Here is a 25475-nt window from a genome sequence, read left to right on the forward strand (position 1 = left end):
ATGGGTCGGTGCTGCCCAGCGAAGAGATCAACACGCCCCGCGGCCCGGCGCGGATCGACACCGACCTGCCGGCCCGGTCGGCGGGCGCCCTGCTGGTGCTCGGGCACGGGGCGGGTGGCAGCGTGGACGCGCCCGACCTGCTCGCGGTGCGGGACACGGCGGTCGCGGCCGGCCTGACGGTGATCCGGGTGACCCAGCCCTACCGGGTCGCCGGCCGTCGCGCGCCGGCCCCCGCCGGGCACCTCGACGAGGCGTGGACGGCCGTGCTCGCCGCGCTGCGCGCTCGCCACGACGAGGTGCCCACGTTGCTGGTGGGAGGTCGTTCCAGCGGCGCGCGGGTGGCCTGCCGGACGGCCCGCGCGGTGGGCGCCGCCGGCGTCGTCGCGCTGGCCTTTCCGCTGCACCCGCCCGGCCGACCGGAACGCTCCCGGGCCGCCGAACTGGCCACCGGCCTGCCGACGCTGGTGGTCAACGGCGACCGGGACCCGTTCGGGGTGCCGGCGTCGGGGCCGGGCGTGCAGGTCGTGACCCGGCCGGGTGAGACGCACGATCTACGGCGGGATCCGGCCGGCACCGCGGACGTGGTGCGGGACTGGCTGCGCCAGCACCGCTGGACGGCCGACTGAAACCGCCCGACCGTTTCCGCCGCCGGGCGCGGGTCGTTGCATTCGTTGGTGCCGCCGGCCCGATTCGGACGGACGGCACCAGTCCTCCCAGGCCCTTCCTGGTCCCAGCGCCGGTGCCACCGGGGCCGGGACCAGGAACGGGAGAGCCGGGCGGAATGCCCCACCGGTCATCTCGCGTTACTAACCCCGGACGACTTTTCTGCGAGGGGGGTGACCGGTGCCGACCGAGACACGAAGCCTGGAACGGGACGAGCGGGACGCCCGGCAGCTACAGCGGCTGCTGGATGGTCCGGACTGGCCCGTGACAGCGGGACCGGGCGGGGTGGGTGCGGTGAGCACGGGCACACCAGCCGGAAGTGAATCTGCGGGCAGGTCCGTGCGCGTATCCTCGGCGGGAAAGCATCCGACGCGAGGGGATGTGCGGTTGACCACCGAGAAGACGGACGAGCGCAGGGCCCGGTTCGAGCGGGACGCGATGCCATTCGTCGATCAGCTCTACGCTGCTGGGCTGCGCATGACGCGCAACCCGGCGGATGCCGAAGACCTGGTCCAGGAGACCTACCTGAAGGCGTACGCGGCCTTCCACCAGTTCGAGCAGGGCACCAACCTGAAGGCCTGGCTCTACCGGATCCTGACCAACACCTACATCAACTCCTACCGTAAGCGGCAGCGCCAGCCGGTGCAGGCGCCCACGGAGGAGATCACCGACTGGCAGCTCGCCGAGGCCGAGTCGCACACCTCCAGCGGGCTGCGCTCGGCCGAGACCGAGGCTCTGGACCGGTTGCCGGACAGCGACGTGAAGGAGGCCCTCCAGCAGTTGCCGGAGGAGTTCCGCCTGGCCGTCTACCTGACCGACGTGGAGGGCTTCTCCTACAAGGAGGTCGCCGACATCATGGGCACGCCGATCGGCACCGTGATGTCGCGTCTGCACCGCGGCCGTCGTAATCTGCGCAAGCTGCTCGAGCAGTACGCCGCGGAGCGGGGCTTCAGCCCCGCCCGGTCCGCGAAGGGCTCTGCCGCTGCCGCTGCCGGCCGGGAGGTGTGACGTGAGCTGTGGAAAGCCGCACGAGACGGACTGCCGCGAGGTGCTCGCGGAGGTCTACCTCTACCTGGATCTCGAGTGCGCCGACGAGCGGCGCTCGCTGATCCGGCACCACCTCGACGAGTGCGGGCCGTGCCTGCGCGAGTACGGGCTCGAACAGGAGGTGCGGGCGCTGGTCGCCCGTTGCTGCGGCAACGAGACCGCACCCGATCAGCTGCGCGAGCGGCTGCGGGTCAAGCTCACCGAGCTGGTGGTCTTCGAGACCAGCGATTCCCGTGAGCTGGCCGACTGAGCGTCGGCGTACCGAAACGGCGAAACACCGGTGGCCCGGGTCGATCTTCGACCCGGGCCACCGGCGTACCCGGCCTGCGCCGGGTCGGACTGACCGGTGACGGGCGCATCGCCCGTCGGCGCGTTCAGGAGTTGGGACGCTTGCCGTGGTTGGCGGCGCTCTTCTTGCGGGCCTTCTTCTTGCGGGACTTCTTCGCCATGCTGACCTCCTCGTGATGGGTCGGATCCGTGCTGCGCGCGGCCTCGCGCCGGTGCACCCACCGGCCGCCCGGCGTCGGGTCCGACCCGCTGATGGTAGTGCGCTCGGCACCCGGTGCCTTCCCCCGGGGCCGTCCCGGCCGGCGGGCCGCACCGCTCCGCTCCCACGCCCCACCCTCGCGTGATTGGATACGTCGGCAGGCACATCGCGAAAAAGGGAGGGCCGTGGACATGGCCGAGGAGATCCGCGCCGAGATGGTGGCGAACGTCTGGAAGGTCGTCGCATCGGCGGGCGACACCGTGTCCGAGGGCGACACTCTGGTGATCCTCGAGTCGATGAAGATGGAGATCCCTGTCGTCGCCGAGGCCGACGGCGTGGTCCAGCAGCTCGCCGTGCACGAGGGCGACGTCGTGCAGGACGGCGACCTGATCGCGGTGATCGGTTGAGCGGGCTGCTGGTCCGGCTCGCCGACAGCGCCGACTTCCCGGCGGTCGCCCGCCTGACCGTGGCCGCGTACGAGGCGGACGGTCAGCTCAAGGGCGAGCACGGGTACGGGGCGGTGCTGGCCGACGTCTCGACCCGGGCCGCCAGCGGCGAGGTGCTGGTCGCGGTGGACGAGGCGACCGGCGCGGTGCTCGGCTCGGTCACCTTCGTGCTGCCGGGCACCCCGTTCGCCGAGCTGTCCGGGCCGGGCGAGGCGGAATTCCGCATGCTGGCGGTCGACCCGGCCGCCCAGGGTCGGGGCGTGGGCGCGGCGCTGGCCCAGGCGTGCGTCGACCGGGCAGCCGAGTTGGGCTGCACGGCGGTCGTGATCTGCGTCCGCGCGGGGATGGCCGTTCCGGCCCACCGGCTCTACGAGCGCCTCGGGTTCGTCCGCATGCCGGAGAAGGACTGGTCGCCGGTGGCGGGCGTGGCCCTGCTGGGCCTGCGGCTGGAGCTGCCCAGCGCCTGAGGCCGGCTCGTCAGCCTCGACCGCTGGCCAAGGCCGCGTCCTCATCGGGCTCCGTGCCGATCGCGGCCAGCAACTCGTCGGCCACCTCCAGCGCCAGCCGGCGGCGTTCGGCGTCGGTGATGCCCGGCGCCCGCACGGCGAACCAGCTGGTGTGCACGGCGAACAGGGACAGGGTGGCGCGCAGTTGGGCGGCGGGGGAGTCGTCGCCCCGGCAGAGGGCGCTGGCGAGCCGCATCATCCGGCCACGCATCTGCTGGCCGGAGGAGAGGCTCTTGAGCACGGTCTGGTTCTGCTCGAAGAAGCGCATCACCGACGGCATGTCGCCGCCGAACATCGTGTCGGCGTAGCGGGAGATGAGAGCGCGGCGGGTGGCCAGGGTCGCGGGCTGTGAGTCGGCCCAGGCGGTCAGCGCGTCCATCTGATCCAGCCGATCCTCCACGAAGCTGGCGACGATGTCGTCCTTGCTCTTGAAGTGGTAGTAGAGCGCCGCCTTGGTGACGTTGAGGCGTTCGGCGATCTCCCGCAGCGAGGTCTTCTCGTACCCCTGCTCGGTGAAGAGCTCCAACGCGACGGCCTTGATCCGCTCTCGGGTGCCGCCTGTGCTCTCCCTCACCTACGCCCCCCAATTCACTTGACCGTCAGTTGCTACCCAACTTACCGTGCGGCTAGTAAGGTGACTAGCCGGGCGGCAAGTAAGTAAGGCAATTCTCGGGGGGAGCTTACCCATGACACAGGCAACCCAGGCCGGCGCACGACCCAACGTACGGGTCGTGCTGTTCGGGCTGATGATCGCGATGATGCTCGCGATGCTCGACAACATGATCGTCAGCACCGCGCTGCCGCGGATCGTCGGCGAGTTCGGCGGTCTCGACCACTTCACCTGGGTGGTCACCGCGTACGTCCTGGGCACCACCGTATCCACCCCGATCTGGGGCAAGCTCGGTGACCTCTACGGCCGCAAGTCGGTCTTCCTGACCTCGGTGGGCATCTTCCTGGTCGGCTCGGCCCTCTGCGGTATGGCCGGCTCCGGGATGTTCGGCGGCCCGCAGGACGGCATGGTGCAGCTCATCGCCTTCCGCGCCGTGCAGGGCCTGGGCGCCGGTGGCCTGATGGTCGGCGTGATGGCGATCATCGGCGACCTGGTTCCGCCGCGCGAGCGCGGGCGTTACCAGGGCATGATCGCCGGCATCATGGCCATCGCCATGGTGGCCGGCCCGCTGGTCGGCGGCTTCATCACCGACAACCTCTCCTGGCGCTGGGCGTTCTACGTGAACCTGCCGCTGGGTGGCATCGCGCTGCTCGTGCTGATCACCACGATGCACCTGCCGAAGTACCGCACCGAGCACCGGATCGACTGGCTCGGCGCGGCGCTGCTCTCGGTCGGCATCACCGCGATCGTGCTGATCACCACCTGGGGCGGCAACGAGTACGACTGGGTCTCGCCGCAGATCCTCGGGCTGGCCGTGCTGGCGCTGGTGGCGCTGGTGGCGTTCGGCCTCGTGGAGCGCCGGGTTCCGGAGCCGATCCTGCCGCTGGCGCTGTTCGCCAACCGCAACTTCGCGCTGATCTCGGTGATCGGCTTCCTGCTCGGCTTCGCGATGTTCGGCGCGATGAACTTCCTGCCGCTCTACCAGCAGACTGTGCAGGGGGCCTCGGCCACCAACAGCGGCCTGCTGCTGCTGCCGTTGATGTTCGGCATGCTGGTGGTCTCGCTGGTCATCGGCCGGGCGATCACCAAGAACGGCAAGTACCGGGCGTACCCGATCATCGGCGGCGTCGTGATGACCGGGGGCATGGCGCTGCTCTCCATGCTCGACACCGACACCAGCAAGCTGCAGTCCTCGCTCTACATGGTCGTGCTCGGTGTCGGCATGGGCTTCCTCATGCAGACCTCCATGCTGATCGCGCAGAACAGCGTGGAGCAGAAGGACCTGGGCGCGGCGAGCGGCGCGGCCACCTTCTTCCGGTCGATCGGCGGCTCGTTCGGCATCTCGCTGTTCGGCGCGATCTTCGCCAACCGGCTGGCCGATTCCGCCGCTGGCGCGGCGTTCGGTGGCGAGTCCGGCGGCAGCATGGACCTGGAGAAGCTCAAGCAGCTGCCCGCCCAGGCGCGTGAGCTGGTCCTCACCGGCCTCTCGGACGCCATCTCGCACGTGTTCCTCTGGGCCGTGCTGTTCACCATCGTGATCCCGGTGCTCGCCTGGTTCATCAAGGAGATCCCGCTGCGCACCGCCAACGAGGCGCCGCAGGCCACCCCGGAGGAGGAGGCCGAGGTCGCCCTCGGCAAGGCCCCGGTCGCCTGAGCCCACTCTGCACCCGCGCGCCGCGTCGTCCCCGGTGGGGGAGGGCGCGGCGCGCGTGTCAGGAGCGACGGGTCAGCCGTTGCCAGAGGCGGCGCAGCGGGTTGCGGGGACGGGGGAGTCGGGGGGCCCGCTCGCCGAGCATCCGGGTGGCCAGTGCCGCGGTGTCCGGGTCCAGGGCGGGGGCGGCCAGCGCGAGGTGGGCCAGCGAGACCGCGATCGGCACCGGCCGGGCCTGGGCCACCGCCGCCGCGTCGGCCAACCGCTCCGCCACCACGCGGGCCACGTCCGGCCGCACCGCCGGGTCCACCCAGGCGGCGGTGATCAGGGCGAACAGCGCCGCCTCGGTGACCCAGTCCTCCACACCCCAGACCAGGTCCACCAGCACCCGGCGTCGGGTCGAGTCCGCCCAGGGCTCGTCGGTGCGCTGGTGCAGCAGCCCCAGACAGGCCCAGACCTGCACCCCGCGGACCCAGATCGACGGATCCTGGGCGGCCAGCAGTCGTCCCAGCCCGCTCGCCGGTGCCGCGGGCGGGTGAACCAGCAGCCCGAGCAGGTCGTCGACGTCGAGGCCGGCCAGGCCCACCGCCGCGTCGTAGGCCGCCGGCGGGTGCGGCCACGCCGGGTGGGCCACCTGTCCGATCCGTTCGACCGCCGCCGCCGAGGGCGCCGGCAGCGCCGGCGTCGGCACGTTCTCCGCGAAATGCCACAGCCGCTGCGCGGACGGGCGTCGGGGCTCGCGCGGGTCCGGCTCCACGGCGCCGACGACCTCGATCCGCAGTCCGGGCGCCACCGCCGTCGCCGTCCGTAGGGCGCTGGGTGGGGCTGCCGCCGCGAGTCGTACGGCGCCACCGATGCCGTTGTCGTCGTCGGCGACCGCCCGGCGGAGCGCGTCGACCAGGGGGCCGCCGGCCGGCGTCAGTTGCCCGAGCCAGGGTCGCCCCCGGCAGCACTGGGCCAGATCGCCGTGCTCGTGGCTGTCGTCCGGGTGGTCACGGATGAAGTCGGCGAGCGCGACCAGGTGGGACAGGTCGCCGTCGCGCAGGTGCCGCAGCCGGTGGGCGGTGTGCACCGCGCAGTCGAACGACGGGTCCCGGGCCAGCGCCCGCTCGGTCCACTCCAACGCCTCGTCGAGTCGGCCGGTCTCGGCCAGGGTGCCGGCGATGTCGGCGTAGATGGCCAGGTCGTCGGGGTCCAGGTCGACGGCCCGGCCGAGCGCCGCGAGGGCGTCGCGGGTCCGACCCGCGCTGCGGTACGCGTACCCGAGCCAGACCTCGCCCATCTTCGACGGCTGGCACCGTACTCCTCGGCTGGCCCAGCGGATCGCCAGCGCGACCTCGCCGAGCCGTCGGGCCAGCGCGGATGCCGCGCCCAGCAGGAGACCGTGCTCGGGGTGCACGGTGGCGGCGTTGCGGGCCAGCGTGAGGTACGGCGTGAGGGCGTTCCGGCCGGCCCTCGGCACCGGGTCGGTCAGCGCCGCGCACACCTGCATGAGGACGCGGGCGATGTGTTCCGGTTCCAGCCGCTCGGCCAGCTCGGAGGCGGTCACCCACGGCACGCCCGCCCATTGGGTGCCGGGGGTGTGACCGGTCGCCGCGGCCAGCAGCTCCAGCCCCTCGGCGGGGCGACCGGCGGCGGCCAGCAGGTGGGCGCGGGCGACGACCGCGCCAACGAAGGTGTGGTGGTTGATCGGGAAGAGGTCGAGTCCTCCTCCGTCGGCCGCGGCCAGGCGGGCCAGCGTCTCGTGCACCTCGGGCAGGGTGGGTGCCCGCGCCAGCGCGCCGGCCAGATGGCCGGCGGCATGGTGGAGGTCACCCTCGTCCAGTGCCAGCCGGGCCAGGGCCAGCTCCTCCGTCGCGGAGAGCGCGGGCTCGTCCCTTCCCTGGGGCACGGTGTCCTCTCGTCGCAGCTACAGACAGCGGGGCCAGCGTAGTTGATATTGAGATGATCAAGTGATCAACTGCGCACTGCTGCTCGAACAATTGCTGCTGTCAACTCTAACGTGCAAGACTGAGCAGGAAACGCGCGGCAATCGCGCAAGAGGGGAGTGTTCGTGACACGTGCAGGGTCCGGAATGGCGGCCGACATCGACGAGCAGCCCGCCGGCTACGCGCGCCTGCTCGACAGCGCCAACGCCGCGGCGATCGCCCGGGTGGCGGCTGTCGTGGCGGAGCGTCGACCGCGACACGTGGTCTTCACCGCCCGGGGCACGTCCGACCACGCGGCCCTCTACGGCGCGTACCTGACCGAGATCCGACTCGGCCTGCCCGCCGGGCTCGCCTCGCCGAGCGTGGTCACCCTGTTCGGCGCCCGCCCCGACCTGTCCGACGCGCTCGTCGTCGGGGTCAGCCAGAGCGGTGGCTCACCTGACCTCGCCGAGGTGCTGCGCGCCGCGCGGGCCTCCGGCGCGCTCACCCTCGCGGTGACCAACGCCCCCGGCTCCCCGCTGGCCGAGACGGCGGAGCTGAGCATCGACATCGCCGCCGGGCACGAGCGGGCGGTGGCGGCGACGAAGACGTACACCGCCGAACTGCTCGCCCTGCTCATGCTGGTCGAGGGGATCCGGGCCGGCGACGGCGTGCTCCCGGCGGCCGAGCGGGAGGCGCTCGCCGCACTGCCCGACCTGGCCACCAGGACGCTCGCCGACGACACCCCGGCCCAGCTCGCGCCGCGCTACCGCTTCGCCCGCCAACTGGTCACCACCGGCCGTGGGTACGCCTACCCGACCGCCCGCGAGGCCGCGCTCAAGCTGATGGAGACCTCGTACCTGCCGGCGCTCGCCTTCTCCGGCGCCGACCTGCTGCACGGCCCGCTCGCGATGACCGACCCGGAGGTCCCGGTGCTCGCCGTGGTCGGCTCCGGTCCGGGTGGTCGGTCGATGGGCGAGGTGCTGCCCCGCCTCGGCGAGCGCCGCGCCGACGTGGTGGTCGTCGGCTCCGCCGACGTGCCGGGTGCCACCCGGCTCGCCGTCCCCGAGGTCGACGAGCGGTACGCGCCACTGCTGGACATCCTGCCGTTGCAGCGTCTGGCGCTGGCGTTGGCCCTGACCCGTGGCGAGGACCCGGACGCGCCGCGCGGCCTGAAGAAGGTCACCGCGACGATGTGAGGCGCCGCGCGGCGTGGCACCCTGGTCACCGTGTCCACGCTGCGCGACCTCGCCGAGGAGCACACCCATCTCCGTCCGGCCGACATCGACCACCTGCACCGGATCGCCGGCGACTGGCAGCTGCTCTCCGATCTGTCCTTCGCCGACCTGCTGCTCTGGGTGCCGGTCGACGCCGAGGGCACGTTCCTCTGTGTCGCCCAGGTCCGCCCGACGACCGCGCCCACCGCGTACCAGGACGACCAGGTGGGCCGGATCATCGGCGGGTCGGAGGTGGCCCACCTGGGGGTCGCCTACTCCCAGGGGCGGATCTGGCGGGAGGGCGACCCGGTCTGGTACGGCGACGTGCCGGCCCGACACGAGGCGATCCCGGTCCGGCTACGCACCGCCGACGGCGAGGCCGGCGAGGTGATCGCGGTGGTCGGCCGCGACACCAACCTCTCCACCGCGCGTACGCCGAGCCAGCTGGAACTCAACTATCTGACCACGGCCGACGACCTGGCCCAGATGATCGCGGACGGCACCTTCCCGCCACCGCGGCACCCGGGCGAGACCACCTCCGCGCCCCGCGTCGGCGACGGACTGGTCCGGCTGGACGCCGGTGGCAAGGTCACCTACGCGAGCCCGAACGCGCAGTCCGCGTACCGCCGGTTGGGCTACGCCTCCCACCTGGTGGGGGAGGACCTGGCCGCGCTGCACCGCCGGCTGGCGGGCGACCCGCTGGACGGCACCGAGGCCGCGAACGGCATCCTCGCGGCGTTGCGCGGCGAGGCGCCGCCCCGGCGGGAGATCGACGCACGTGGGGCCACGATGCTCACCCGGGCCCTGCCGCTGATGCCGGCCGGGGTGCCGATCGGCGCGCTGGTGCTGGTCCGGGACATCACCGAGGTCCGTCGTCGGGACCGGGCACTGATCACCAAGGACGCCACCATCCGGGAGATCCATCACCGGGTGAAGAACAACCTCCAGACGGTGGCCGCGCTGCTGCGGTTGCAGGCCCGTCGGGTGGCCATGCCGGAGGCCCGGGTCGCCCTGGAGGAGTCCGTCCGCCGGGTCGCCTCGATCGCTCTCGTGCACGAGACGCTCTCGATGTCCAGCGATGAGGCGGTCGAGTTCGACGGCATCGTCGACCGGGTCGCCAGTGCGGCGACCGAGGTCGCGGCGACCGAGGTGAGCGTCGGCATGCGCCGCAAGGGCAGCTTCGGTGTACTGCCCGCGGAGATCGCCACGTCGCTGGTGATGGTCCTCAACGAACTGCTGCTCAACGCCGTCGAACACGGCTTCCCGCCAGCCGACGAGACGGACGACGCACCCGCGCCGCCGACCTCGGGCGTGGTACCGGCCGTCGTCGCCGAGGTTGATCCGTCGGCGCGACCGGAGGTGGTGGTCTCGGCGCACCGGTTCCGCAAGATGCTGCACGTCTCGGTGACCGACAACGGGCGCGGGCTGCCACCCGAGTTCGACGCCGAGCGCGGCAGTCGGCTCGGTCTCCAGATCGTGCGGGCCCTGGTCACCGGTGAGCTGCGCGGCACCATCGAGCTGCGCGCGGGCGCCAAGGGCGGCACCGAGGCGCTGCTCGTCGTCCCGCTGGCCCGCAGCGCCCCGGAGGGCCGCTCACAAGCCTGACCCCCCCGCCCGCGGCCACCCCGCCCGGTCACGCCCCCGTCGGCCGCTGGGGTGAAGCGCGACGCGTCGCGCTCTGGCGTTGGTGGCGCGTTCGCCGTCCCGGCTTGGTGGCGCGGCGCGGCTGGGCAGCCATGTCGTTTGGAGCGGTATACCTGTGAGTCATAAATATGACCCACAGGTATACCGCCTACTGAGGTGTGGCGGCCGGCGGGTGGCGGGGTGTCCAGGCTGTCGCGCCGGGTGGAGGTGGAGCTGGAGCGAGCTGTAGTGCCGGGCCGACGCGGTAACACAGAGGGCCGCCCGCCCCCGGACCCTGGGCGGCATCGGCCCCGGGGCGACGACCGGGCTGGGTGGGTCAGCGGTCGGGGCGGCTGGTCAGCAGCGCGACGGTCAGGCCGGGGCGCTGCCAGACCTGCGTGACGGTGAAGTCGGTGCGCAGCGCGTCGCCCTTGGCGCCGGGCACGGCGGCCAGCGGCTCGGCGTGCCGGCCGGAGACGACGAGCCACACCCGTGGGGTGCCGGCCAGGCACTGTGCCGGTTGCGGGCACTCGGCCGCCCACAGGTCGCCCCGGCGGACCTCGTCCTCGGTGACCAGCACATCCCGTGGGGGGTCGCCGAGGTGGTACTCGATGCCGAGGTCGAGGAAGAGCCAACTGTGCCGGGGCGAGTAGACCACCGCGTCCCCCGGGCGTTGGCCGTCGGCGATCACCCGCGCCGCCCCCGCGTAGTCCACCGGCGCGCTGCGCGGCCACTCGTGGGTCCGTCGCAGCGCGGCCTGGTCGGGCAGGCCGAGCAGCGCGGCCAGGACCACCACGACTACCGCGGCCGGCGCCGCGACCGCGGCCAGCGCCGCGCCCGCCAGCAGACACGCGAACGGCACCACGAAGACCAGGTACCGAGGAACCCACAGGGGTACGACCGTGCCGACGGCGAAGAGCAGCAGCACGGGCAGCAGCATCGCGCTCACCAGCAGCAGGGCGCGCCGCCCGAGCCGGGCCGCGCCCAGAGCGGCAACCCCGACCAGCAGACCGCCCACCACGCTGCTCTGGGCCACGCCGCCGGGCAGCGCGCTCAGGTCGTCCAACCGGGCCGGATCGACCCAGCTCAACTGCTCGGAGCGCTGGGCGCGGGCGCGCAGCAGCAGCGGGGCCACCACCAGCGCGGCCGGCACCAGGGCGATCACCCACCGCCAAATCCGTCGGTCCCGGCCGCCGGGACGGCCGGTCGGCGCACTGTCGTGGACCGGCGCACTGTCGTGGGTCGGGATGGCGTGGTGGACCGGCGCATTGTCGTGGACCGGCATGGTCCCGGCGGCCGGCGAGGCGATGCCGGCGGCGGCCGGGCCACGCCACCAGGTGACCAGCACGACCAGTGCATGCGCGGCCAGCAGGGTGAGCGCGATCAGGTGGATGAGCCCGAGCGCGGCGACGGCGACGGCGTAACCGGCCCAACGGGCCCAGCTCGGTCGACGCAGCGCGGTCACCAGCAGCAGGGTGGCGAGCACGGCGAGCATGGTGGCCAGCGCGTACGGGCGGGCTTCCTGACCGTAGCGGGAGGTGCCGGGCAGCACCGCGAACAGCAGCCCCGCGAAGAGGCCGGCACGCCGGTCGACGAGTCGCGCCCCGAGCACGGCGAGCAGCCCGGCGGCCACGGTCATCGCCAGCACGGCCGGTACCCGCAGGGCGATGGTGGAGTCGCCGAAGACTCTGGTCCAGCAGTGCATCAGCAGGTAGTACGGCCCGGTGGCGGCGTCGATGGTGCCAGCCAGGCGGGCCAGGTCGCCGGGCGAGCGGGTGGCAGCGCTCCAGGTCGCCAGCTCGTCGCGCCAGAGCTGGGCGGAGCCCAGCCCGGTCAGGGTCACCGCCAGGGTCAACAGCGCCGGGGCGAGCCAGACCGGCAGGCGGCGCATACGCTCCCACGCCGCCCCGGTCGACTCGGACAATCCGCCCACGGTCCGAGCCTGCCACGGCCAGGCGGGCCCGTGATGTGGGATCCAGCACGCGGACATTGGCCGGCCCCCATGGGGTGTGGCAGCATGGGCCCATGACCGCCGCAGTCGTCCGCCGCTTCGTGGCTCGTCGCCACGTCGATTACGGCCGCGTGCGCAGCGCGATCTGTCCGGCCTACTGACGACGCCCGACCAATCCGTCTCGGGCGCGCTCCGCGCCGGCTGTCTGAAGACACCGTTGTCCCGCCCGCTACGCGGGCCGGCCGCCGCGCCCCGCGTAGCCCGAGGCACAGCAGACAACGGAGGACGCCGCGATGGCGGTCAGCAGCATCCCGGCCCGTTCCGAGGACCCGACGGCCCGCCCGGCCCGGGCGCCACGCCGGCCCCGGGGTGAGGGTCAGTGGGCGCTCGGCCACCGCGAGCCCCTCAACCCCAACGAGCGGATCAAGAAGGACGACGACCCGCTCAACGTCCGGGCCCGCATCGAGAACATCTACGCGCACCGCGGCTTCGCCTCCATCGATCCGCAGGATCTGCGCGGCCGTTTCCGCTGGTGGGGCCTCTACACCCAGCGCAAGGCGGGCATCGACGGCGGGCGCACCGCCGTGCTGGAGCCGCACGAGCTGGAGGACGAGTTCTTCATGCTCCGGGTCCGCATCGACGGCGGCCAGCTCAGCCTGGCTCAGCTGCGCGTGATCGCGGACATCTCCCGGGAGTTCGCCCGGGACACCGCCGACATCACCGACCGGCAGAACATCCAGTACCACTGGATCCGCGTCGAGGACATGCCGGAGATCTGGCGTCGGCTGGAGTCGGTCGGCCTGCAGACGACCGAGGCGTGCGGCGACTGCCCACGGATCGTGCTGGGCAGCCCGGTCGCCGGGGTGGCCCGCGACGAGCTGCTCGACCCGACCCCGGCGATCGACGAGATCGTCTCCCGGTACGTGGGGGACAAGCAGTTCTCCAACCTGCCCCGCAAGTTCAAGACCTCGATTTCGTGGCTGGTGGACACCCCGTACGAGTCGAACGACATCGCCTTCCTCGGTGTCGACCACCCGGAGCACGGGCCGGGCTTCGACGTCTGGGTCGGTGGCGGGCTCTCCACCAACCCGATGCTCGCCAAGCGGCTCGGCGTCTGGGTGCCGCTGGCCGAGGTGCCGGACGTGTGGGCCGGTGTGGTCGGGATCTTCCGCGACTACGGCTACCGCCGGCTGCGTAACCGGGCCCGGCTGAAGTTCCTGGTGGCCGACTGGGGCGTGGAGCGTTTCCGGGAGGTCCTGGAGAAGGAGTACCTGGGCCGTACGCTGCTCGACGGTCCCGCCCCGAAGCTGCCGGCGAAGCCGGTCGACCACGTGGGCGTGCACGAGCAGGCCGACGGGCGGCACTACGTGGGGGCCGCCCCGGTGGTCGGGCGGGTCTCCGGTGGGCAGCTCGCCCAGCTGGCCGACGTGGTCGAGGCGCACGGCAGCGACCGGGTGCGGCTCACCCCGTACCAGAAGCTGCTGGTGCTCGACGTGCCGTCGGAGCGGACGGAGTCGCTTGTCGACGCGCTGCGCGGGATCGGGCTGGAGGCCCGGCCGTCGGCCTGGCGACGCGGCACGATGGCGTGCACCGGCATCGAGTACTGCAAGCTGGCCATCGTCGAGACGAAGGCCCGCGGCGAGGAGCTGGTGGCCCGGCTGGAGCAGCGGCTGCGCGACTTCGACGCGGACATCTCGATCCACATCAACGGCTGCCCGAACGCCTGCGCCCGCACCCAGGTGGCCGACATCGGCCTCAAGGGTCAGCTGGTGGTCGGCCCGGACGGCCGGCAGGTGGAGGGTTTCCAGGTGCACCTCGGTGGTGGCCTGGGCATGGCCCAGGGGCAGACGGCCGGTTTCGGCCGCAAGCTGCGCGGCCTGAAGACCACCGCCGACGAGCTTCCGGAGTACGTGGAACGGCTGGCCCGTCGCTACCTGGCCGGGCGGAGCGAGGGCGAGACGTTCGCCAACTGGGTGATCAGAGTCGACGAGGAGGAACTGCGATGAGCAGCGAGAACCGAGCGGCACCCCTGTACTGCCCGTACTGCGGCGAGGAGGACCTGCGGCCGCACGAGGCGGGGCACGGCGCCTGGGAGTGCCACGCCTGCACCCGGGTCTTCTCGGTGAAGTTCACCGGGCTGCTCTCCCGGGCGGTGACCCGATGAGTCTCGTCTCCGCAGCGAGCCTGCGCCTGGTCGGTCCGGGCGCTCAGACGTCGACCGACCCGGCCGGGCGCAGCGCGGACGAGCTGCGGACGCTGGCCGAGCAGGCGGCTCAGGACCTGGAGGGCGCCCCCGCCCTGGAGATCGCCCGCTGGGCGGCGCAGACCTTCGGTGACCGCTTCTGCGTCACCAGCTCGATGGCCGACGCCGTCCTGGCCCACCTGGTGTCCCGGGTCGCCCCGGGGGTGGACGTGGTCTTCCTCGACACCGGTTTGCACTTCCCGGAGACTTTGCGGGTACGCGACGAGGTGGCCCGGACGCTGCCGGTGAACGTTCGGTCGATCCGGCCCCGGCTCACCGTGGGGCAGCAGGACGGCCAGTACGGCCCGCGACTGTTCAACAAGTCGCCGGACGACTGCTGCCAGCTGCGCAAGGTGGAGCCGCTGGAGCGGGCGCTGTCCGGGTACGACGCCTGGGCCGCCGGCCTGCGCCGGGACGAGTCGCCGACCCGTGCCAACACGCCGGTCGTGACGTTCGACGCGCGGCGCGGCAAGGTCAAGGTCAACCCGATCGCGGCCTGGTCGCAGGCGGACGTGGACGCCTACATCGCCCGCTGGAACGTCCCGGTCAACGAGCTGTTCAAGCAGGGCTACGGCTCGATCGGCTGCTGGCCGTGCACCCGGCGGACGAAGGCCGGCGAGGACCCGCGGGCCGGGCGGTGGGCCATGTTCGAGAAGACCGAGTGCGGGCTGCACGTCTGACCTCGTCACCGACGACCCCGACCGGCCCGGTTGCGGCCGGCGGGGCGGCCCCGGTGGTGCTTGTCGCCCACGGCAGCCGGGATCCACGAGCGGCCGAGGCCACCCGGGCGCTGGCCCGGGCGGTGTCGGCCGCCCGGCCTGGCCTGTCGGTGTGGGCGAGCTGGCTGGACCACACCGAGCCGGGACCGACCGAGGTGCTGCGCAGGCTGGCCGAGGCCGGGCATCCCCGTGCGGTGGTGGTGCCACTGCTGCTGACCGCCGCGTACCACCACCGGGTGGACATTCCGGCGGCCGTCGCCGCCGCGACGGAGGCCGGACCCCCACTGGCGGTACGGGTGACCGACGTGCTCGGCCCGGCGGACGGAACGGTGTCGCCGGCGTTGCTGGCGGGGCTGCGCCGTCGGCTCGTCGAGGTTGGCCCGGGGCGCTTCGACGCGCTGGTGCTGGCCGCCGCGGGCACCCGGGACGCGCGGGCGCGTGGTTCGGTGGGCCGGGTGGCGGACGCGCTCGGCGCGGAGTTCGGGGTGCCCTGCCGTGTCTCGTACGCCTCGGCGGCCCCACCGGCGACTGGTGTGGCCGTGGCCCGGCTGCGGGCGGCTGGCGCGCGCCGGGTGGCGGTGTCCGCGTACTTCCTCGCGCCGGGCCTGTTTCACGACGCGGTGGCCGACTCGGCTCGGGCGGCCGGTGCGGTGGCGGTGGCGGCCCCGTTGACGGATGCGCCGGAGTTGGCCGAGCTGGTGCTGCGCCGGGTCGACGACCGGGGCGCGCTGGCGCCGACGGGTTGACGGCCCAGACCCCGGCAGCGCAGACGGCGGCTCAGGCGGGTTGGCGGGCACGGGACAGCAGTACGCCCCGGCAGGCGGACCTGCCGGGGCGTGCAGCTGTGTCGTTGGGGATCAGGCGGAGTGAGCGCGCAGCACCCGGAGGCCGCCGCGCCGCTTGACAGCGCGCCGCTCCTCCTCGCTCATCCCGCCCCAGACGCCGGCGTCCTGACCCGACTCGAGCGCCCACTGGAGGCACTGGTCGGTCACGGAGCAGCGCCGGCAGACGGCCTTGGCCTGCTCGACCTGCAGGAGAGCCGGTCCGGACGTCCCAATCGGGAAGAACAGTTCCGGGTCCTCGTCGCGGCAGACAGCATGGTGACGCCAGTCCATGGCGGCAACACTCCTCATTCTGGATGGGTGGCAATTTATTGCGGGTAGTGCTTTTCCTATATGCATCAGCAGTGCCTATGGTGACCGTTCGCGTCTGACCATTCGGCAGTGCGTGAGCAGGCGGTTAGCCTCGGAGACCTGCTGGAACAGCTCAACCTGACGAGCATATCCAGGCAATGTCCCGGTAACTCAAGTTCGCTTGTGAATACTTTCACGAACGCTCGTGATGTCAAGGGTGACGCTCGGAAAAACTCCAAGCGGTGAGCAAGCCCACAACCCATTTGTCCGGGTTCCAGTGCGTTCCTGGTTACCCGCCGTGCCACAGCCGAGGATCAATATAGTACAGTCCGCGTGACATTGCTGACATTTCCGGCACCTGCCCCTCGGTGTGGCGGCGCCTGCCGGTGCGGTTGCGGTGCCGCGTCGACCAAGGGCAGTACCCGAGACCTAGCAGATTACTCTGAGTGCGGCCGGAATGGATGTGAATCTGACTTTCTCCCGCTCGCCAAGATAGTCGCCGTCCAGCTGGAACGCCTGCGGGCGGCTGGAGACCAGGGTGAACTCCGCTGTGTCATGGAGACGTAACACCTGACGACCGCTCGGATCCGGCCGCCGGGACAGGAACTGGGTGACTGTCCGTGTTGTGCTAGCCACCCGTAGCTGACGCAGTGCCAGCACGTCGAGGCCGAGATCGAACGACGCCTCCGGGTTCGGGTTGACCTCGCGGTCGCCCAGGTACGTCCATGGAGCGGTGTTCTGGATGATGACGGTGGCCAGCTCGTCCTCCGCCGGCTCACCCGGTCGCTCCAGGCTGATCGCCGGATGCCGCCGGTCCGAGGCGAAGAAGTACTGGTTCATGATCGAGCGCAGGTAGAGCCCCGGAGTCGAGACCCGCCCCTTGCGCCGCGCCTGCTCCACCCGGTGGATCACCGCGGCGTCCAGGCCGAACCCGGCGCAGAAGGTGAAGTAGCGGTCGTCCGCGCGGCCCAGTCCGACCGTGCGGTGTCGGCCCAGGCGCAACCCTTCGAGGATCATGCTGGTCGCCTCCGGCCATTCCCGGGGCAGGCCCAACGCGCGGGCGAACACGTTCGTCGAACCGCCCGGAACGGTGGCCAGCGCGGGCAGTCGCTCCGCCATCGAGGCGCCCTCGACGCCGGCCGGCGGTTCGGCCGCCATCAGGCCGTTCACCACCTCGTTCACCGTGCCGTCACCACCCAGGGTGACGACGAGATCGACCCCCTCCGCGGCGGCCTCCCGGGCCAGCGCCATGGCGTGCCCCCGGCGACGGGTGTAGCGCACACTGAGGTCGACTTCGCTGCGCAGCGCCCGGACAAGCACGTCCCGGCTGCGTTCGCTGGTGGTGGTGGCCTTCGGATTGACCACCAGGACGGCCCGCATGGGCGGCACTGTACCTCTCGGTAGCCCGGGTATCGTGGCGCGCGTGACCATCGACTCGGCCCCGGTTCCCGTCACACTCCGCTGGGCGGTGCGGCTGCTCTGGGCGGAGGCGGTCGCCGTCGGGCTGATCGCGGTCTGGCTGGTCTGGGCCGACCTCACCGCCACCACCACCGACCTGGCGTCGGCGTTGCTGGTGACCGCGTTCGCCGTCGGGGCGGCCGTCGCGCTCTGGGCGCTGGGCCGCGCGCTGCTGCGCCGGCAGGCCGGCGCGCGGGCCCCCGCGATCGTCCTTCAGCTCATGCTGCTGCCGATCGGCTGGTTCATGATCCAGGCCGGGCTCGGCTGGCTGGGCGTACCGCTGATGGCGCTCGGCCTGGGCGTCGGCTGGCTGCTGATCAGCCCGCCCACGACGAAGGCCCTCGGCTTCGAGTGACCCCGCCGCACGGGCGGGAAGCAACGGACTCGCCCGCGGCCCCGGCTGTGCGGGACCGGCGGTGCGCGTCGGTCAGTAGCCGCCGGAGCGGCGGGTGAGCAACGAGATCGTCGCCCGGCCGTCGGTGGCCGCGGCGGACGCCGACGTGGTCAGGGCGGTGAGCACCTTCCAGGCGAAGGACGACTCGGCCGGCAGCGTCGCCCCGCGCACGGTCGGCACGGTCACCTCGACGGTCAGCGCGTCGTTGGTGACCGAGAACCGGCACTCCAAAACGGCGTCGCGGGTGGCGATGGCGAGCAGCATGGCGCACGCCTCGTCGACCGCGATCCGCAGATCCTCGATCTCGTCGAGCGCGAACTGCAACCGGGCCGCGAGACCTGCGGTGGCGGTGCGGAGCACGCCGAGGTAACCGCCGTCGGCGGGCACCGTGAGGTGCACCACGTCGTCGTCGGTCGCTGGCTGGCCGGTCAGTTGAGTCACGCCTCATCCCCCCGGTCGGGGACTCTACCCGGTCAGTCTTTCCGGCGCGTGTCGGCGGCCTCCGCCTGAGCCGCCAGGTCGCGCAACGCGTCACCGCTGAGCCGGTAGGGGACCCACTCGCTCATCTGCTCGGCGCCGATGGAGGCGTAGAAACCGGCAGCCGGATTCCACTCGATCATCCACCACTCCAGGCGCCGGTAACCCCGTCGTACGCAGATGTCGGCAAGCGTGGCGAGCAGCAGCCGGCCCGCGCCGGTGCCCCGGGCGGCCGGGGAGACGTAGAGATCCTCCAGGTAGATGCCGTGCACGCCAGCCCAGGTGGAGAAGTTGAGAAACCACAGGGCGAAGCCGATCGGCTGGTCGCGCTCGTCGACGGCGACGTGGCCGAAGAGCGCCGGAGCGGTCGCGAACAGCGCCGAGGTGAGCTGCTCGGTGGTGAGGTGGCACTGGTCGGGTGCGCGTTCGTACTCCGCCAGCTCGTGCACCATGGCGACGACGGCCGGCACGTCCTCGGGACGTACCGGCCGGATCGTCGGGATGACGGCGTTGGTCACGCCTTCTTGGTCTCCCAGAAGATCTTCGCGATCTCGTCGATCTTCGCGAGGAGCTTGTCGGCCGTGGCCGGGTCGAGGCTGCCCTTGACGCCACCGGCGCCGGCGAGCTTGGTGGCCTCGTTGAACAGGGTGTGCAGGTTCGGGTACTTCTCGAAGTGCGGCGCCTTGAAGTAGTCGGTCCAGAGCACCCAAAGGTGGTGCTTGACCAGCTCGGCGCGCTGCTCCTTGATGATGACCGCCCGGGTGCGGAACTCCGGGTCGGTGTTCGCCTGGTACTTCTCGCAGATCATTTTGACCGACTCGGCCTCGATCCGGGCCTGGGCCGGGTCGTAGACGCCGCACGGCAGGTCGCAGTGAGCGCTCGCGGTGACGCGGGGCGCAAGGATGCGTGGAAGTCGCATCGGGATCCTCCATGGGAAGTTTGCGATGATCAAAGGCGACATTACTCCTGGGAGTGCTCCCCGAACCGGGTGGAGGTGAAACCAGTGCGAGCCGATCACCCGGCGGAGGCGCCGCACCTGCGCGGGCCACTGACGCTCGTTTCGGTGACCGGCCCGTCCATGGCGCCGACGCTGCGGCACGGCGACGCGGTGCTGGTCCGCTCGGGGGGGCGCCCGATCCGACCGGGTGACGTGGTGGTCGCCGTCTTCCGGACGCGTCCCGAGCTGCTGGTCGTGAAGCGGGCGGTACGACCGCAGGACGGCGGCTGGTGGCTGCGCGGCGACAACGATCTGGTCACCGACGACTCCCGGGCGTACGGGGTGGCCGACGTGCGCGGGAGGGTGCTGTTGCGCTACTGGCCCCGCCCCGGACGGGTGCACCGTCGGCCGTTATGACCCTGCTCACATCCGAGTGACGGTGCCGACACTATGCTCGGAAAGTGCCCGGGTGACCCCCCGCACCGCGTGCCACTGCTCGCCGCCCACCTCGCGGCCGGGCCGGCCGCCCCGTCTGCTCGACAGATCCTGGAGTCACCATCATGTCTTCGTCCACCATGGACCCTGCTGATCCCGTCTTCCAACTGCACCTGGGCGGCAAGATGGCCGTCGCCTCGACGGTCCCGCTCACCAGCCGCGAGGACCTCTCCCTCGCGTACACCCCGGGTGTGGCCCGGGTGTGTGAGGCGATCGCCGCCGACCCCGACCTGGCCGACGACTACACCTGGGCGTCGCACGCCGTCGCGGTGGTCACCGACGGTTCGGCGGTGCTCGGGCTCGGCAACATCGGCCCGCGCGCCGCGCTGCCGGTGATGGAGGGCAAGGCGGTGCTGTTCAAGCAGTTCGCGGGGGTGGACGCGGTTCCGGTCTGCCTGGACACCCAGGACGTGGACGAGATCGTCGCGGTGGTGCGGGCACTGGCCCCGTCGTTCGGCGGGATCAACCTGGAGGACATCAGCGCGCCGCGCTGCTTCGAAGTGGAGCGCCGACTCGACGAGGCGCTGGACATCCCGGTCTTCCATGACGACCAGCACGGCACCGCCATCGTGGTGCTCGCCGCGCTGCGCAACGCCGCCACCCTGCTCAACCGCAAGCTCGGTGACCTGCGGGTGGCGGTGAGTGGCGCGGGCGCGGCCGGCGTGGCCGTGACGAAGATGCTTGTCGCCGGTGGGGTCAACCCCGACCAGGTGGTGGTCTGCGACTCCAAGGGGATCATCGGCCGGCACCGCACCGAGCTGACCGGCACCAAGGCCGAGTTGGCGGCGAGCACCAACGCCGACGGCCGCCAGGGCGACATCACCGAGGCGCTGCGTGGTGCGGACGTGCTGATCGGTGTCTCCGGCGGGCAGATCCCCGAGGCGGCCGTCGCCCAGATGGCACCCGGCGGGATCGTGTTCGCGCTGGCCAACCCGACCCCGGAGGTGCACCCCGAGGTGGCCACCCGGCACGTCGCGGTGGTGGCCACCGGCCGCAGCGACTTTCCCAACCAGATCAACAACGTGCTGGCCTTCCCCGGGGTGTTCCGGGGCGCGTTGGACGCGCGGGCCACCCGGATCACCGAGGGGATGAAGGTCGCCGCCGCCGACGCCATCGCCGGCGTGGTGGCCGAGTCGCTCACCGCCGACGCGATCGTCCCGTCGCCGCTGGACCCGCGCGTCGCCCCGGCCGTCGCCGAGGCCGTCGCCGAAGCGGCCCGCCGCGACGGAGTCGCCCGCCGGTAGGCAGAGCCTTCCTTAACGGGCGCTCAGCTTGTTACCGTGCCGATCATGCGTGCCGCCTTCGCCTCCCGCTTCGACGATGCCGATCCGCTCGCCGCCCTCACCGTCGGTGAGCGGCCCGAGCCGACCCACCCGGAGGACGACTGGGTGACCGTGCAGGTGCGGGCCACCTCGCTCAACCACCACGACCTCTGGTCGCTGCGCGGGGTCGGCCTCACCGAGGCCCAGCTGCCGATGATCCTCGGCTGCGACGCGGTCGGCGTGGACGCCGACGGCAACGAGATGGTCGTCTACCCGGTCGTCGTCACCCCGGGTGACCCGCGCGGGGTCTCCATCCTGTCCGAGCACTTCGCCGGGACCCTCGCCGAGCGGGTCGCCGTACCCCGGTCGAACCTGATCCCACTGCCCGACGGCATGGCGGCGACCGACGCGGCGTGCCTGCCCACGGCCTGGCTGACCGCGTGGCGGATGCTGACCACCAAGGGCCGCGTCGCGGACGCCGACAGCGTGCTGGTGCAGGGCGCGGGCGGCGGCGTCGCCACCGCGGCCGTCGCGCTCGCTGTCGCGATGGGCAAGCGGGTGTACGCGACCAGCCGGGACGCCGCCAAGCGGGAGCGGATCACCGCCCTCGGTGCAACCGCCCTGGAGTCCGGTGCCCGGCTGCCGGAGCGGGTCGACGTGGTGATCGAGACGGTCGGCGCGGCGACGTTCGACCACTCGTTGAAGTCGGCCGCGCCGATGGCCCGGATCGTGGTCTCCGGCGCCACCGCCGGCCACCAGCCGTCGGTCAACCTCCGCCGGGTCTTCGCCATGCAGCTGGAGATCCTGGGGACCTCGATGGGCACGCCGGAGGAGCTGTACGAGCTGCTGGCGTTCTGCGCCGAGAACGAGGTCCGCCCGGTGATCGACACCGTGGTCCCGTTCAGCCGGGTCGAGGACGCCTTCGCCCGCCTGCACTCCGGCGACACCTTCGGCAAGATCGTCATCGACCACACCGCCTGACCCCGCGCCCGCACCGCGAAGATCCGCACAACTTCGGGGAAACTGCTACCTCCCGACGCGTTGAGGCAGCACCATCCCCGATGTTGCGCGGATCTTCTGCGTGGGTCAGAGGTGATCGTCGAAGGTGGCGATGTCGCCGCGCGTCGCGTCGGTGGGGATGCGCTTCTTGGCCTCCGCGTCGCCGTACAGCGACCAGCGCAGGAACTCGACTGACGTGTCCGAGACGACCCGCAGCGTCGCGGCGTCGCTGAGCAGCGCCCGCCCGTGGTCACCCTTGGGCAGGCTGAGCAGCGCCTTCGGCCAGGGCACCTTGTCGTACGCCGCCTTGCCCGCCGCGTAGTCGACCACCTCGTCCAGCTCGCCGTGCACGAACAGCTGCGGCGCGGTCGCGCCCGCGAACGCCGTACCCACGCCGACGGCCGTGCCGGCGAACACCACCCCGGCGTCCAGCCGCTCGTCCCGGCTGGCGGTGAAGAGGCCGATGGTGGTCACCCCGCCGGCCGAGTGCCCGGCCGCGGCGACCCGGTCGGTGGCCAGCCGGCCGCGCAGCCCGTCGCCGGCCTTGCCGTCGAGCGCCAACACCTGGGTCAGCGCGTACGACACGTCGGCCGGCTGGTTGAGCACGTCGAGGATGTTGCCGTCGGCGCCCCGGGAGGTGTGCGGGAACGTCGGCGCGGCCACCACGAAGCCCGCCGCCGCCCAGCGGGTCAGCAGGGTGGCGTAGTCCTCCGGCCGCCCGGTGAGGCCGTGGCTGAACATCACCACCGGAAACCGGCCCTGCGCCGCCGCCGCGGACCGCTTGACCGCGCCGCCGGCCTCCCCGGTCGCCGGATACCAGAGCGTCACGGGCAGCGCGCGGCCGTCCCGGTTCAGCTTGAGCTGGCGTACGCCGACGCCGAAGGCGCTCTTCGGTGCGGTCCCGGCGGGTACCTGCGGCGTCGGCGTGGCGGCGGGCGGTGGCTCGGTCGGCGCCCGCCAGCTCTCGGTCTTACGGGCGTCGGCGGAGCAGCCGACCAGGCCGGCCATGAGCAGGACGCTGGCCAGCAGCGTGGAGGTGACGCGACGCGACATGAAGCCAATTGTGCCCTGCGGCGCCGACCGGCTCGGCGCGGTTCGACGCGCGGTGCCCACGCCGTGACCGGCTGACTCAGGCCCCAGCGTGACCGGCTCGCTCAGGCCGCGATGTGACCGACTCGCCCAGGCCAGGCCGTGACCGCTTCGCTCAGGCCGCGGCGCGTTCGGGGAGCGGGCGCCGCCGCCGGGCGGTGTCGGTCAGGGAGCGTGGCGGGAAGGCGGCGTTGGGGTCGTACCGGTTGGTTCCGGGCGGCACGATCTCGTCGATTCGGTCGAGGGTCGCGTCGTCCAGGGTGAGCGTGGCGCCCTTGAGCAGGTCCTCCAGGTGCGCCATGGTCCGCGGTCCGATGATCGCCGAGGTGACCGCCGGATGGGCGACGGTGAAGGCGATGGCGAGCTGCGGGAGCGTGCAGCCGATGCCCGCCGCGAGGTCGACGAGCTGCTCGACGATGTCGAGCTTGGCGGAGTTCTCGGCGAGCGTGGGATCGAACTGCGCCGGCCGGAGCACGGCACGCCCGGTAGACAGGTCGACGGGCCGGTCCCTGCGGTACTTCCCGCTGAGGAACCCGAAGGCGAGAGGGCTCCAGACCAGCACCCCCATGCCGTAGCGCTGACAGACCGGCAGGGTCGACGCCTCGACCCCGCGGGCCAGGATCGAGTACGGCGGCTGCTCGGTGCGCAGCCGCCCGAGGCCGCGACGCTCGGAGACCTGGTGCGCCTCGACGATCTCCTCGGCGGGGAACGTCGAGCACCCGAAGGCGCGGATCTTTCCGTCGCGCAACAGGTCGGTGAGCACCGAGAGCGTCTCCTCGATGTCGGTCGAGGGATCGGGGCGGTGGACCTGGTAGAGGTCGATCCAGTCGGTGCCCAGGCGCCGCAGGCTCCCCTCGACCGCCTTGAGGATCCAGCGCCGTGAGTTGCCACCCTGGTTGGGCCCTTCACCCATCGGAAAGTGCACCTTGGTGGCGAGGACGACGTCGTCCCGGCGCCCCCGCAGCGCCTTGCCCACGATCTGCTCGGACTCGCCCCGGCCGTACATGTCGGCGGTGTCGACACAGTTGATGCCCTGGTCCAGGGCCGCGTGGACGATGCGGACGCAGTCGTCGTGGTCCGGGTTTCCGACGGCGCCGAACATCATGGTCCCGAGGCAGTGGGTGCTCACCTCGATGCCGGTGCCGCCGAGTCTGCGATAGCGCATGCCGATGCTCCCTTGGCGATGTCGTAACGATCACGGGGGACCCTAGGAGCTGGAGTCGGCTCTAGGTCAAGCCTCGTTACCCTGCTCGGCATGGCCGAGGACACCGTGAGTCTGAGCATCGGGCAGGTCGCCGAACGCACCGGCTTGAGCGTGCACGCTCTCCGCTTCTACGAGCAGGAGGGCGTCTTCGTCGATCCCGTACGCCGTGGGCCTGGCGGGCGTCGCGTCTACAGCCAGGACGACGTCGACTGGCTGACCGTCTGCATCATTCTCCGTGCCTCGGGCATGCCGTTGCCCGCGCTCCGCCGGTACACCGACCTCGTCCGCGAGGGCGCCGGCAACGAGGAGGAACGTCTCGCCCTCCTGCGCGAGCACCGGGAGCGCGTCACCAGCCAGATCGGCAGGCTCACCCAGTGCCTGGACCTGATCGGCTTCAAGATCGGGGTGTACGAGGACCTGCTCGACGAGGGGCAGCCCGCAGTCGATCCAGGTCGTCCGCGTCCTTAGGGCGGCGGGGACGTTCCGGCATCCACACCGGGTACATCTGCTTGAACTCGATCTGGGCCGGCACCGAGATCGTCGGCACGACCAGCGTGCCGATCCGGCCGGCCGGCGCGTCCAGCATCCCGGCCGGCAGCGGTGTGCCGGCCCAGGGCCCGGCGCCCACGGTCGGCCGGCCGCTGTCATTCCGACCCAGGTACGCGACGCTGACCTCCACGTCACCCGCGAACAGGTCGAGCTGTAGCTCCGCCGGCATCCGGGGGTCCGGACGCCAGCCCCGGGCCAGCACCAGGGCTGCCAGCCGCTCCGCGTCGTCCCGCCAGCAGTACCAGTCGACGTCGACGTGCGGTCGGGACACCTCGCCGAGCTGGAAGTCCATCGCCCAGCCACCGCGCAGCCACACCTCGATGCCGGCCGGCCTGGTCAGCTCGACCAACTCGGCGATGCTCGCCAACTGGCGGCGCGCGAGGTGGTCCACCGGGCCACCGTACCGGCT

General features: G+C 72.2%; 29 protein-coding genes. 17 read left to right on the forward strand and 12 right to left on the reverse strand.

What is annotated here, in order from left to right; translation table 11 throughout:
* Positions 1 to 8 precede the first annotated feature (8 nt).
* The 3 genes from ACGGAQ_RS27100 to rsrA all read left to right on the forward strand — a co-directional run bounded on the left by ACGGAQ_RS27100 (position 9) and on the right by rsrA (position 1960).
* Positions 9 to 626: an alpha/beta family hydrolase gene (locus ACGGAQ_RS27100; protein WP_393053863.1), complete on the forward strand. Its 618-nt coding sequence runs from the start codon at positions 9 to 11 to the stop codon at positions 624 to 626.
* 217 nt (positions 627 to 843) lie between these two features.
* Entirely contained in the window at positions 844 to 1671 is an 828-nt protein-coding gene (locus ACGGAQ_RS27105; protein WP_393053866.1) for a sigma-70 family RNA polymerase sigma factor, read from the forward strand.
* 1 nt (position 1672) lies between these two features.
* Positions 1673 to 1960 (forward strand): mycothiol system anti-sigma-R factor, encoded by a 288-nt coding sequence (gene rsrA / locus ACGGAQ_RS27110; RefSeq protein ID WP_007464731.1) that lies wholly within the window; start codon positions 1673 to 1675, stop codon positions 1958 to 1960.
* 124 nt (positions 1961 to 2084) lie between these two features.
* Here the strand turns inward: rsrA and ACGGAQ_RS27115 are convergent, their stop codons facing one another.
* Positions 2085 to 2159: a 50S ribosomal protein bL37 gene (locus tag ACGGAQ_RS27115; protein ID WP_369814844.1), complete on the reverse strand. Its 75-nt coding sequence runs from the start codon at positions 2157 to 2159 to the stop codon at positions 2085 to 2087.
* A 223-nt stretch (positions 2160 to 2382) separates the two neighbouring features.
* Here ACGGAQ_RS27115 and ACGGAQ_RS27120 point away from each other — a divergent pair, with 223 nt between their 5' ends.
* Both ACGGAQ_RS27120 and ACGGAQ_RS27125 read left to right on the forward strand, forming a co-directional pair.
* Positions 2383 to 2604, forward strand: coding sequence for a biotin/lipoyl-binding carrier protein (locus ACGGAQ_RS27120; RefSeq protein WP_007464729.1), 222 nt, complete (start codon positions 2383 to 2385; stop codon positions 2602 to 2604).
* Positions 2601 to 3110 carry a GNAT family N-acetyltransferase gene (locus ACGGAQ_RS27125; RefSeq protein WP_393053869.1) on the forward strand — a complete coding sequence of 170 codons (510 nt, stop codon included), beginning with the start codon at positions 2601 to 2603 and terminating at the stop codon, positions 3108 to 3110. Before ACGGAQ_RS27120 ends, ACGGAQ_RS27125 begins: the two co-directional genes overlap by 4 nt.
* Positions 3111 to 3120: 10 nt before the next feature.
* On the opposite strand, the gene ACGGAQ_RS27130 is transcribed toward ACGGAQ_RS27125, so the two are convergent.
* Entirely contained in the window at positions 3121 to 3723 is a 603-nt protein-coding gene (locus tag ACGGAQ_RS27130) for a helix-turn-helix domain-containing protein (RefSeq protein WP_354858456.1), read from the reverse strand.
* Positions 3724 to 3835: 112 nt separating this feature from the next.
* On the opposite strand from ACGGAQ_RS27130, the gene ACGGAQ_RS27135 reads away from it, so the two are divergent.
* Entirely contained in the window at positions 3836 to 5413 is a 1578-nt protein-coding gene (locus ACGGAQ_RS27135) for an MDR family MFS transporter (protein WP_393053872.1), read from the forward strand.
* 58 nt (positions 5414 to 5471) lie between these two features.
* On the opposite strand, the gene ACGGAQ_RS27140 is transcribed toward ACGGAQ_RS27135, so the two are convergent.
* Positions 5472 to 7301, reverse strand: coding sequence for a tetratricopeptide repeat protein (locus ACGGAQ_RS27140; RefSeq protein WP_393053875.1), 1830 nt, complete (start codon positions 7299 to 7301; stop codon positions 5472 to 5474).
* A 183-nt stretch (positions 7302 to 7484) separates the two neighbouring features.
* Here ACGGAQ_RS27140 and ACGGAQ_RS27145 point away from each other — a divergent pair, with 183 nt between their 5' ends.
* Together ACGGAQ_RS27145 and ACGGAQ_RS27150 are read left to right on the forward strand one after the other, a co-directional pair.
* Positions 7485 to 8516 (forward strand): SIS domain-containing protein, encoded by a 1032-nt coding sequence (locus ACGGAQ_RS27145; protein WP_355063794.1) that lies wholly within the window; start codon positions 7485 to 7487, stop codon positions 8514 to 8516.
* Between the two features lie 30 nt (positions 8517 to 8546).
* Positions 8547 to 10139 (forward strand): histidine kinase N-terminal domain-containing protein, encoded by a 1593-nt coding sequence (locus tag ACGGAQ_RS27150; protein WP_393053878.1) that lies wholly within the window; start codon positions 8547 to 8549, stop codon positions 10137 to 10139.
* A gap of 355 nt (positions 10140 to 10494) precedes the next feature.
* On the opposite strand, the gene ACGGAQ_RS27155 is transcribed toward ACGGAQ_RS27150, so the two are convergent.
* Positions 10495 to 12048 (reverse strand): glycosyltransferase family 39 protein, encoded by a 1554-nt coding sequence (locus tag ACGGAQ_RS27155; RefSeq protein ID WP_393054184.1) that lies wholly within the window; start codon positions 12046 to 12048, stop codon positions 10495 to 10497.
* Positions 12049 to 12401: 353 nt separating this feature from the next.
* On the opposite strand from ACGGAQ_RS27155, the gene ACGGAQ_RS27160 reads away from it, so the two are divergent.
* Genes ACGGAQ_RS27160 through ACGGAQ_RS27175 form a run of 4 tightly spaced genes read left to right on the forward strand, consistent with a single transcriptional unit; the run spans position 12402 to position 15815 of the window.
* Positions 12402 to 14114 (forward strand): nitrite/sulfite reductase, encoded by a 1713-nt coding sequence (locus ACGGAQ_RS27160; protein WP_393053881.1) that lies wholly within the window; start codon positions 12402 to 12404, stop codon positions 14112 to 14114.
* Positions 14111 to 14272: a hypothetical protein gene (locus tag ACGGAQ_RS27165; protein ID WP_167393614.1), complete on the forward strand. Its 162-nt coding sequence runs from the start codon at positions 14111 to 14113 to the stop codon at positions 14270 to 14272. The genes ACGGAQ_RS27160 and ACGGAQ_RS27165 overlap by 4 nt, the downstream gene beginning before the upstream one ends.
* A complete protein-coding gene (locus ACGGAQ_RS27170) occupies positions 14269 to 15030 on the forward strand; it encodes a phosphoadenylyl-sulfate reductase (protein ID WP_393053884.1) in 762 nt (253 codons plus the stop codon). Before ACGGAQ_RS27165 ends, ACGGAQ_RS27170 begins: the two co-directional genes overlap by 4 nt.
* The gene (locus ACGGAQ_RS27175; RefSeq protein WP_393054187.1) at positions 15027 to 15815 is read left to right on the forward strand and encodes a sirohydrochlorin chelatase; all 789 of its coding nucleotides are present in this window, start codon (positions 15027 to 15029) and stop codon (positions 15813 to 15815) included. Before ACGGAQ_RS27170 ends, ACGGAQ_RS27175 begins: the two co-directional genes overlap by 4 nt.
* Before the next feature lie 111 nt (positions 15816 to 15926).
* Here ACGGAQ_RS27175 and ACGGAQ_RS27180 read toward each other — a convergent pair whose 3' ends face one another.
* Positions 15927 to 16184, reverse strand: a complete 258-nt coding sequence (locus ACGGAQ_RS27180) for a WhiB family transcriptional regulator (RefSeq protein WP_007072794.1) — start codon at positions 16182 to 16184, stop codon at positions 15927 to 15929.
* A 447-nt stretch (positions 16185 to 16631) separates the two neighbouring features.
* Positions 16632 to 17582: a diacylglycerol/lipid kinase family protein gene (locus ACGGAQ_RS27185; protein ID WP_393053887.1), complete on the reverse strand. Its 951-nt coding sequence runs from the start codon at positions 17580 to 17582 to the stop codon at positions 16632 to 16634.
* Between ACGGAQ_RS27185 and ACGGAQ_RS27190 the strand changes: the two genes are divergently transcribed.
* Positions 17581 to 18015 (forward strand): hypothetical protein, encoded by a 435-nt coding sequence (locus ACGGAQ_RS27190; RefSeq protein ID WP_393053890.1) that lies wholly within the window; start codon positions 17581 to 17583, stop codon positions 18013 to 18015. The two genes, ACGGAQ_RS27185 and ACGGAQ_RS27190, sit on opposite strands and share 2 nt — an antisense overlap.
* A gap of 72 nt (positions 18016 to 18087) precedes the next feature.
* Here the strand turns inward: ACGGAQ_RS27190 and ACGGAQ_RS27195 are convergent, their stop codons facing one another.
* From ACGGAQ_RS27195 to sodN, 3 genes are all read right to left on the reverse strand, one after another.
* Positions 18088 to 18495, reverse strand: coding sequence for an anti-sigma regulatory factor (locus ACGGAQ_RS27195; protein ID WP_393053893.1), 408 nt, complete (start codon positions 18493 to 18495; stop codon positions 18088 to 18090).
* A 32-nt stretch (positions 18496 to 18527) separates the two neighbouring features.
* Entirely contained in the window at positions 18528 to 18983 is a 456-nt protein-coding gene (locus ACGGAQ_RS27200) for a GNAT family N-acetyltransferase (protein ID WP_393054190.1), read from the reverse strand.
* A 62-nt stretch (positions 18984 to 19045) separates the two neighbouring features.
* Positions 19046 to 19450 (reverse strand): superoxide dismutase, Ni, encoded by a 405-nt coding sequence (gene sodN, locus ACGGAQ_RS27205; protein ID WP_007464694.1) that lies wholly within the window; start codon positions 19448 to 19450, stop codon positions 19046 to 19048.
* 84 nt (positions 19451 to 19534) lie between these two features.
* Between sodN and ACGGAQ_RS27210 the strand changes: the two genes are divergently transcribed.
* The 3 genes from ACGGAQ_RS27210 (at position 19535) to ACGGAQ_RS27220 (ending at position 22206) form a co-directional block, all read left to right on the forward strand.
* On the forward strand, positions 19535 to 19885 hold the full coding sequence (locus ACGGAQ_RS27210) for a S24/S26 family peptidase (protein ID WP_393053896.1): 351 nt from the start codon (positions 19535 to 19537) through the stop codon (positions 19883 to 19885).
* 143 nt (positions 19886 to 20028) lie between these two features.
* A complete protein-coding gene (locus ACGGAQ_RS27215) occupies positions 20029 to 21207 on the forward strand; it encodes an NADP-dependent malic enzyme (protein ID WP_393053899.1) in 1179 nt (392 codons plus the stop codon).
* Positions 21208 to 21243: 36 nt separating this feature from the next.
* On the forward strand, positions 21244 to 22206 hold the full coding sequence (locus ACGGAQ_RS27220) for a zinc-binding dehydrogenase (RefSeq protein WP_354858483.1): 963 nt from the start codon (positions 21244 to 21246) through the stop codon (positions 22204 to 22206).
* Positions 22207 to 22311: 105 nt separating this feature from the next.
* Here ACGGAQ_RS27220 and ACGGAQ_RS27225 read toward each other — a convergent pair whose 3' ends face one another.
* Together ACGGAQ_RS27225 and ACGGAQ_RS27230 are read right to left on the reverse strand one after the other, a co-directional pair.
* A complete protein-coding gene (locus ACGGAQ_RS27225; protein WP_393053902.1) occupies positions 22312 to 23277 on the reverse strand; it encodes an alpha/beta hydrolase family protein in 966 nt (321 codons plus the stop codon).
* Positions 23278 to 23428: 151 nt separating this feature from the next.
* Positions 23429 to 24478 (reverse strand): aldo/keto reductase, encoded by a 1050-nt coding sequence (locus tag ACGGAQ_RS27230; protein ID WP_393053905.1) that lies wholly within the window; start codon positions 24476 to 24478, stop codon positions 23429 to 23431.
* Positions 24479 to 24568: 90 nt separating this feature from the next.
* Between ACGGAQ_RS27230 and ACGGAQ_RS27235 the strand changes: the two genes are divergently transcribed.
* Positions 24569 to 24985, forward strand: a complete 417-nt coding sequence (locus ACGGAQ_RS27235) for a MerR family transcriptional regulator (protein ID WP_393053908.1) — start codon at positions 24569 to 24571, stop codon at positions 24983 to 24985.
* Here the strand turns inward: ACGGAQ_RS27235 and ACGGAQ_RS27240 are convergent.
* The gene (locus ACGGAQ_RS27240) at positions 24912 to 25457 is read right to left on the reverse strand and encodes a nucleotidyltransferase domain-containing protein (RefSeq protein WP_393053911.1); all 546 of its coding nucleotides are present in this window, start codon (positions 25455 to 25457) and stop codon (positions 24912 to 24914) included. The genes ACGGAQ_RS27235 and ACGGAQ_RS27240 overlap by 74 nt on opposite strands.
* Between the last annotated feature and the right edge of the window lie 18 nt (positions 25458 to 25475).

The sequence above is a fragment of the Micromonospora sp. NPDC047557 genome (genome assembly GCF_043205095.1).
GTDB lineage: Bacteria > Actinomycetota > Actinomycetes > Mycobacteriales > Micromonosporaceae > Micromonospora.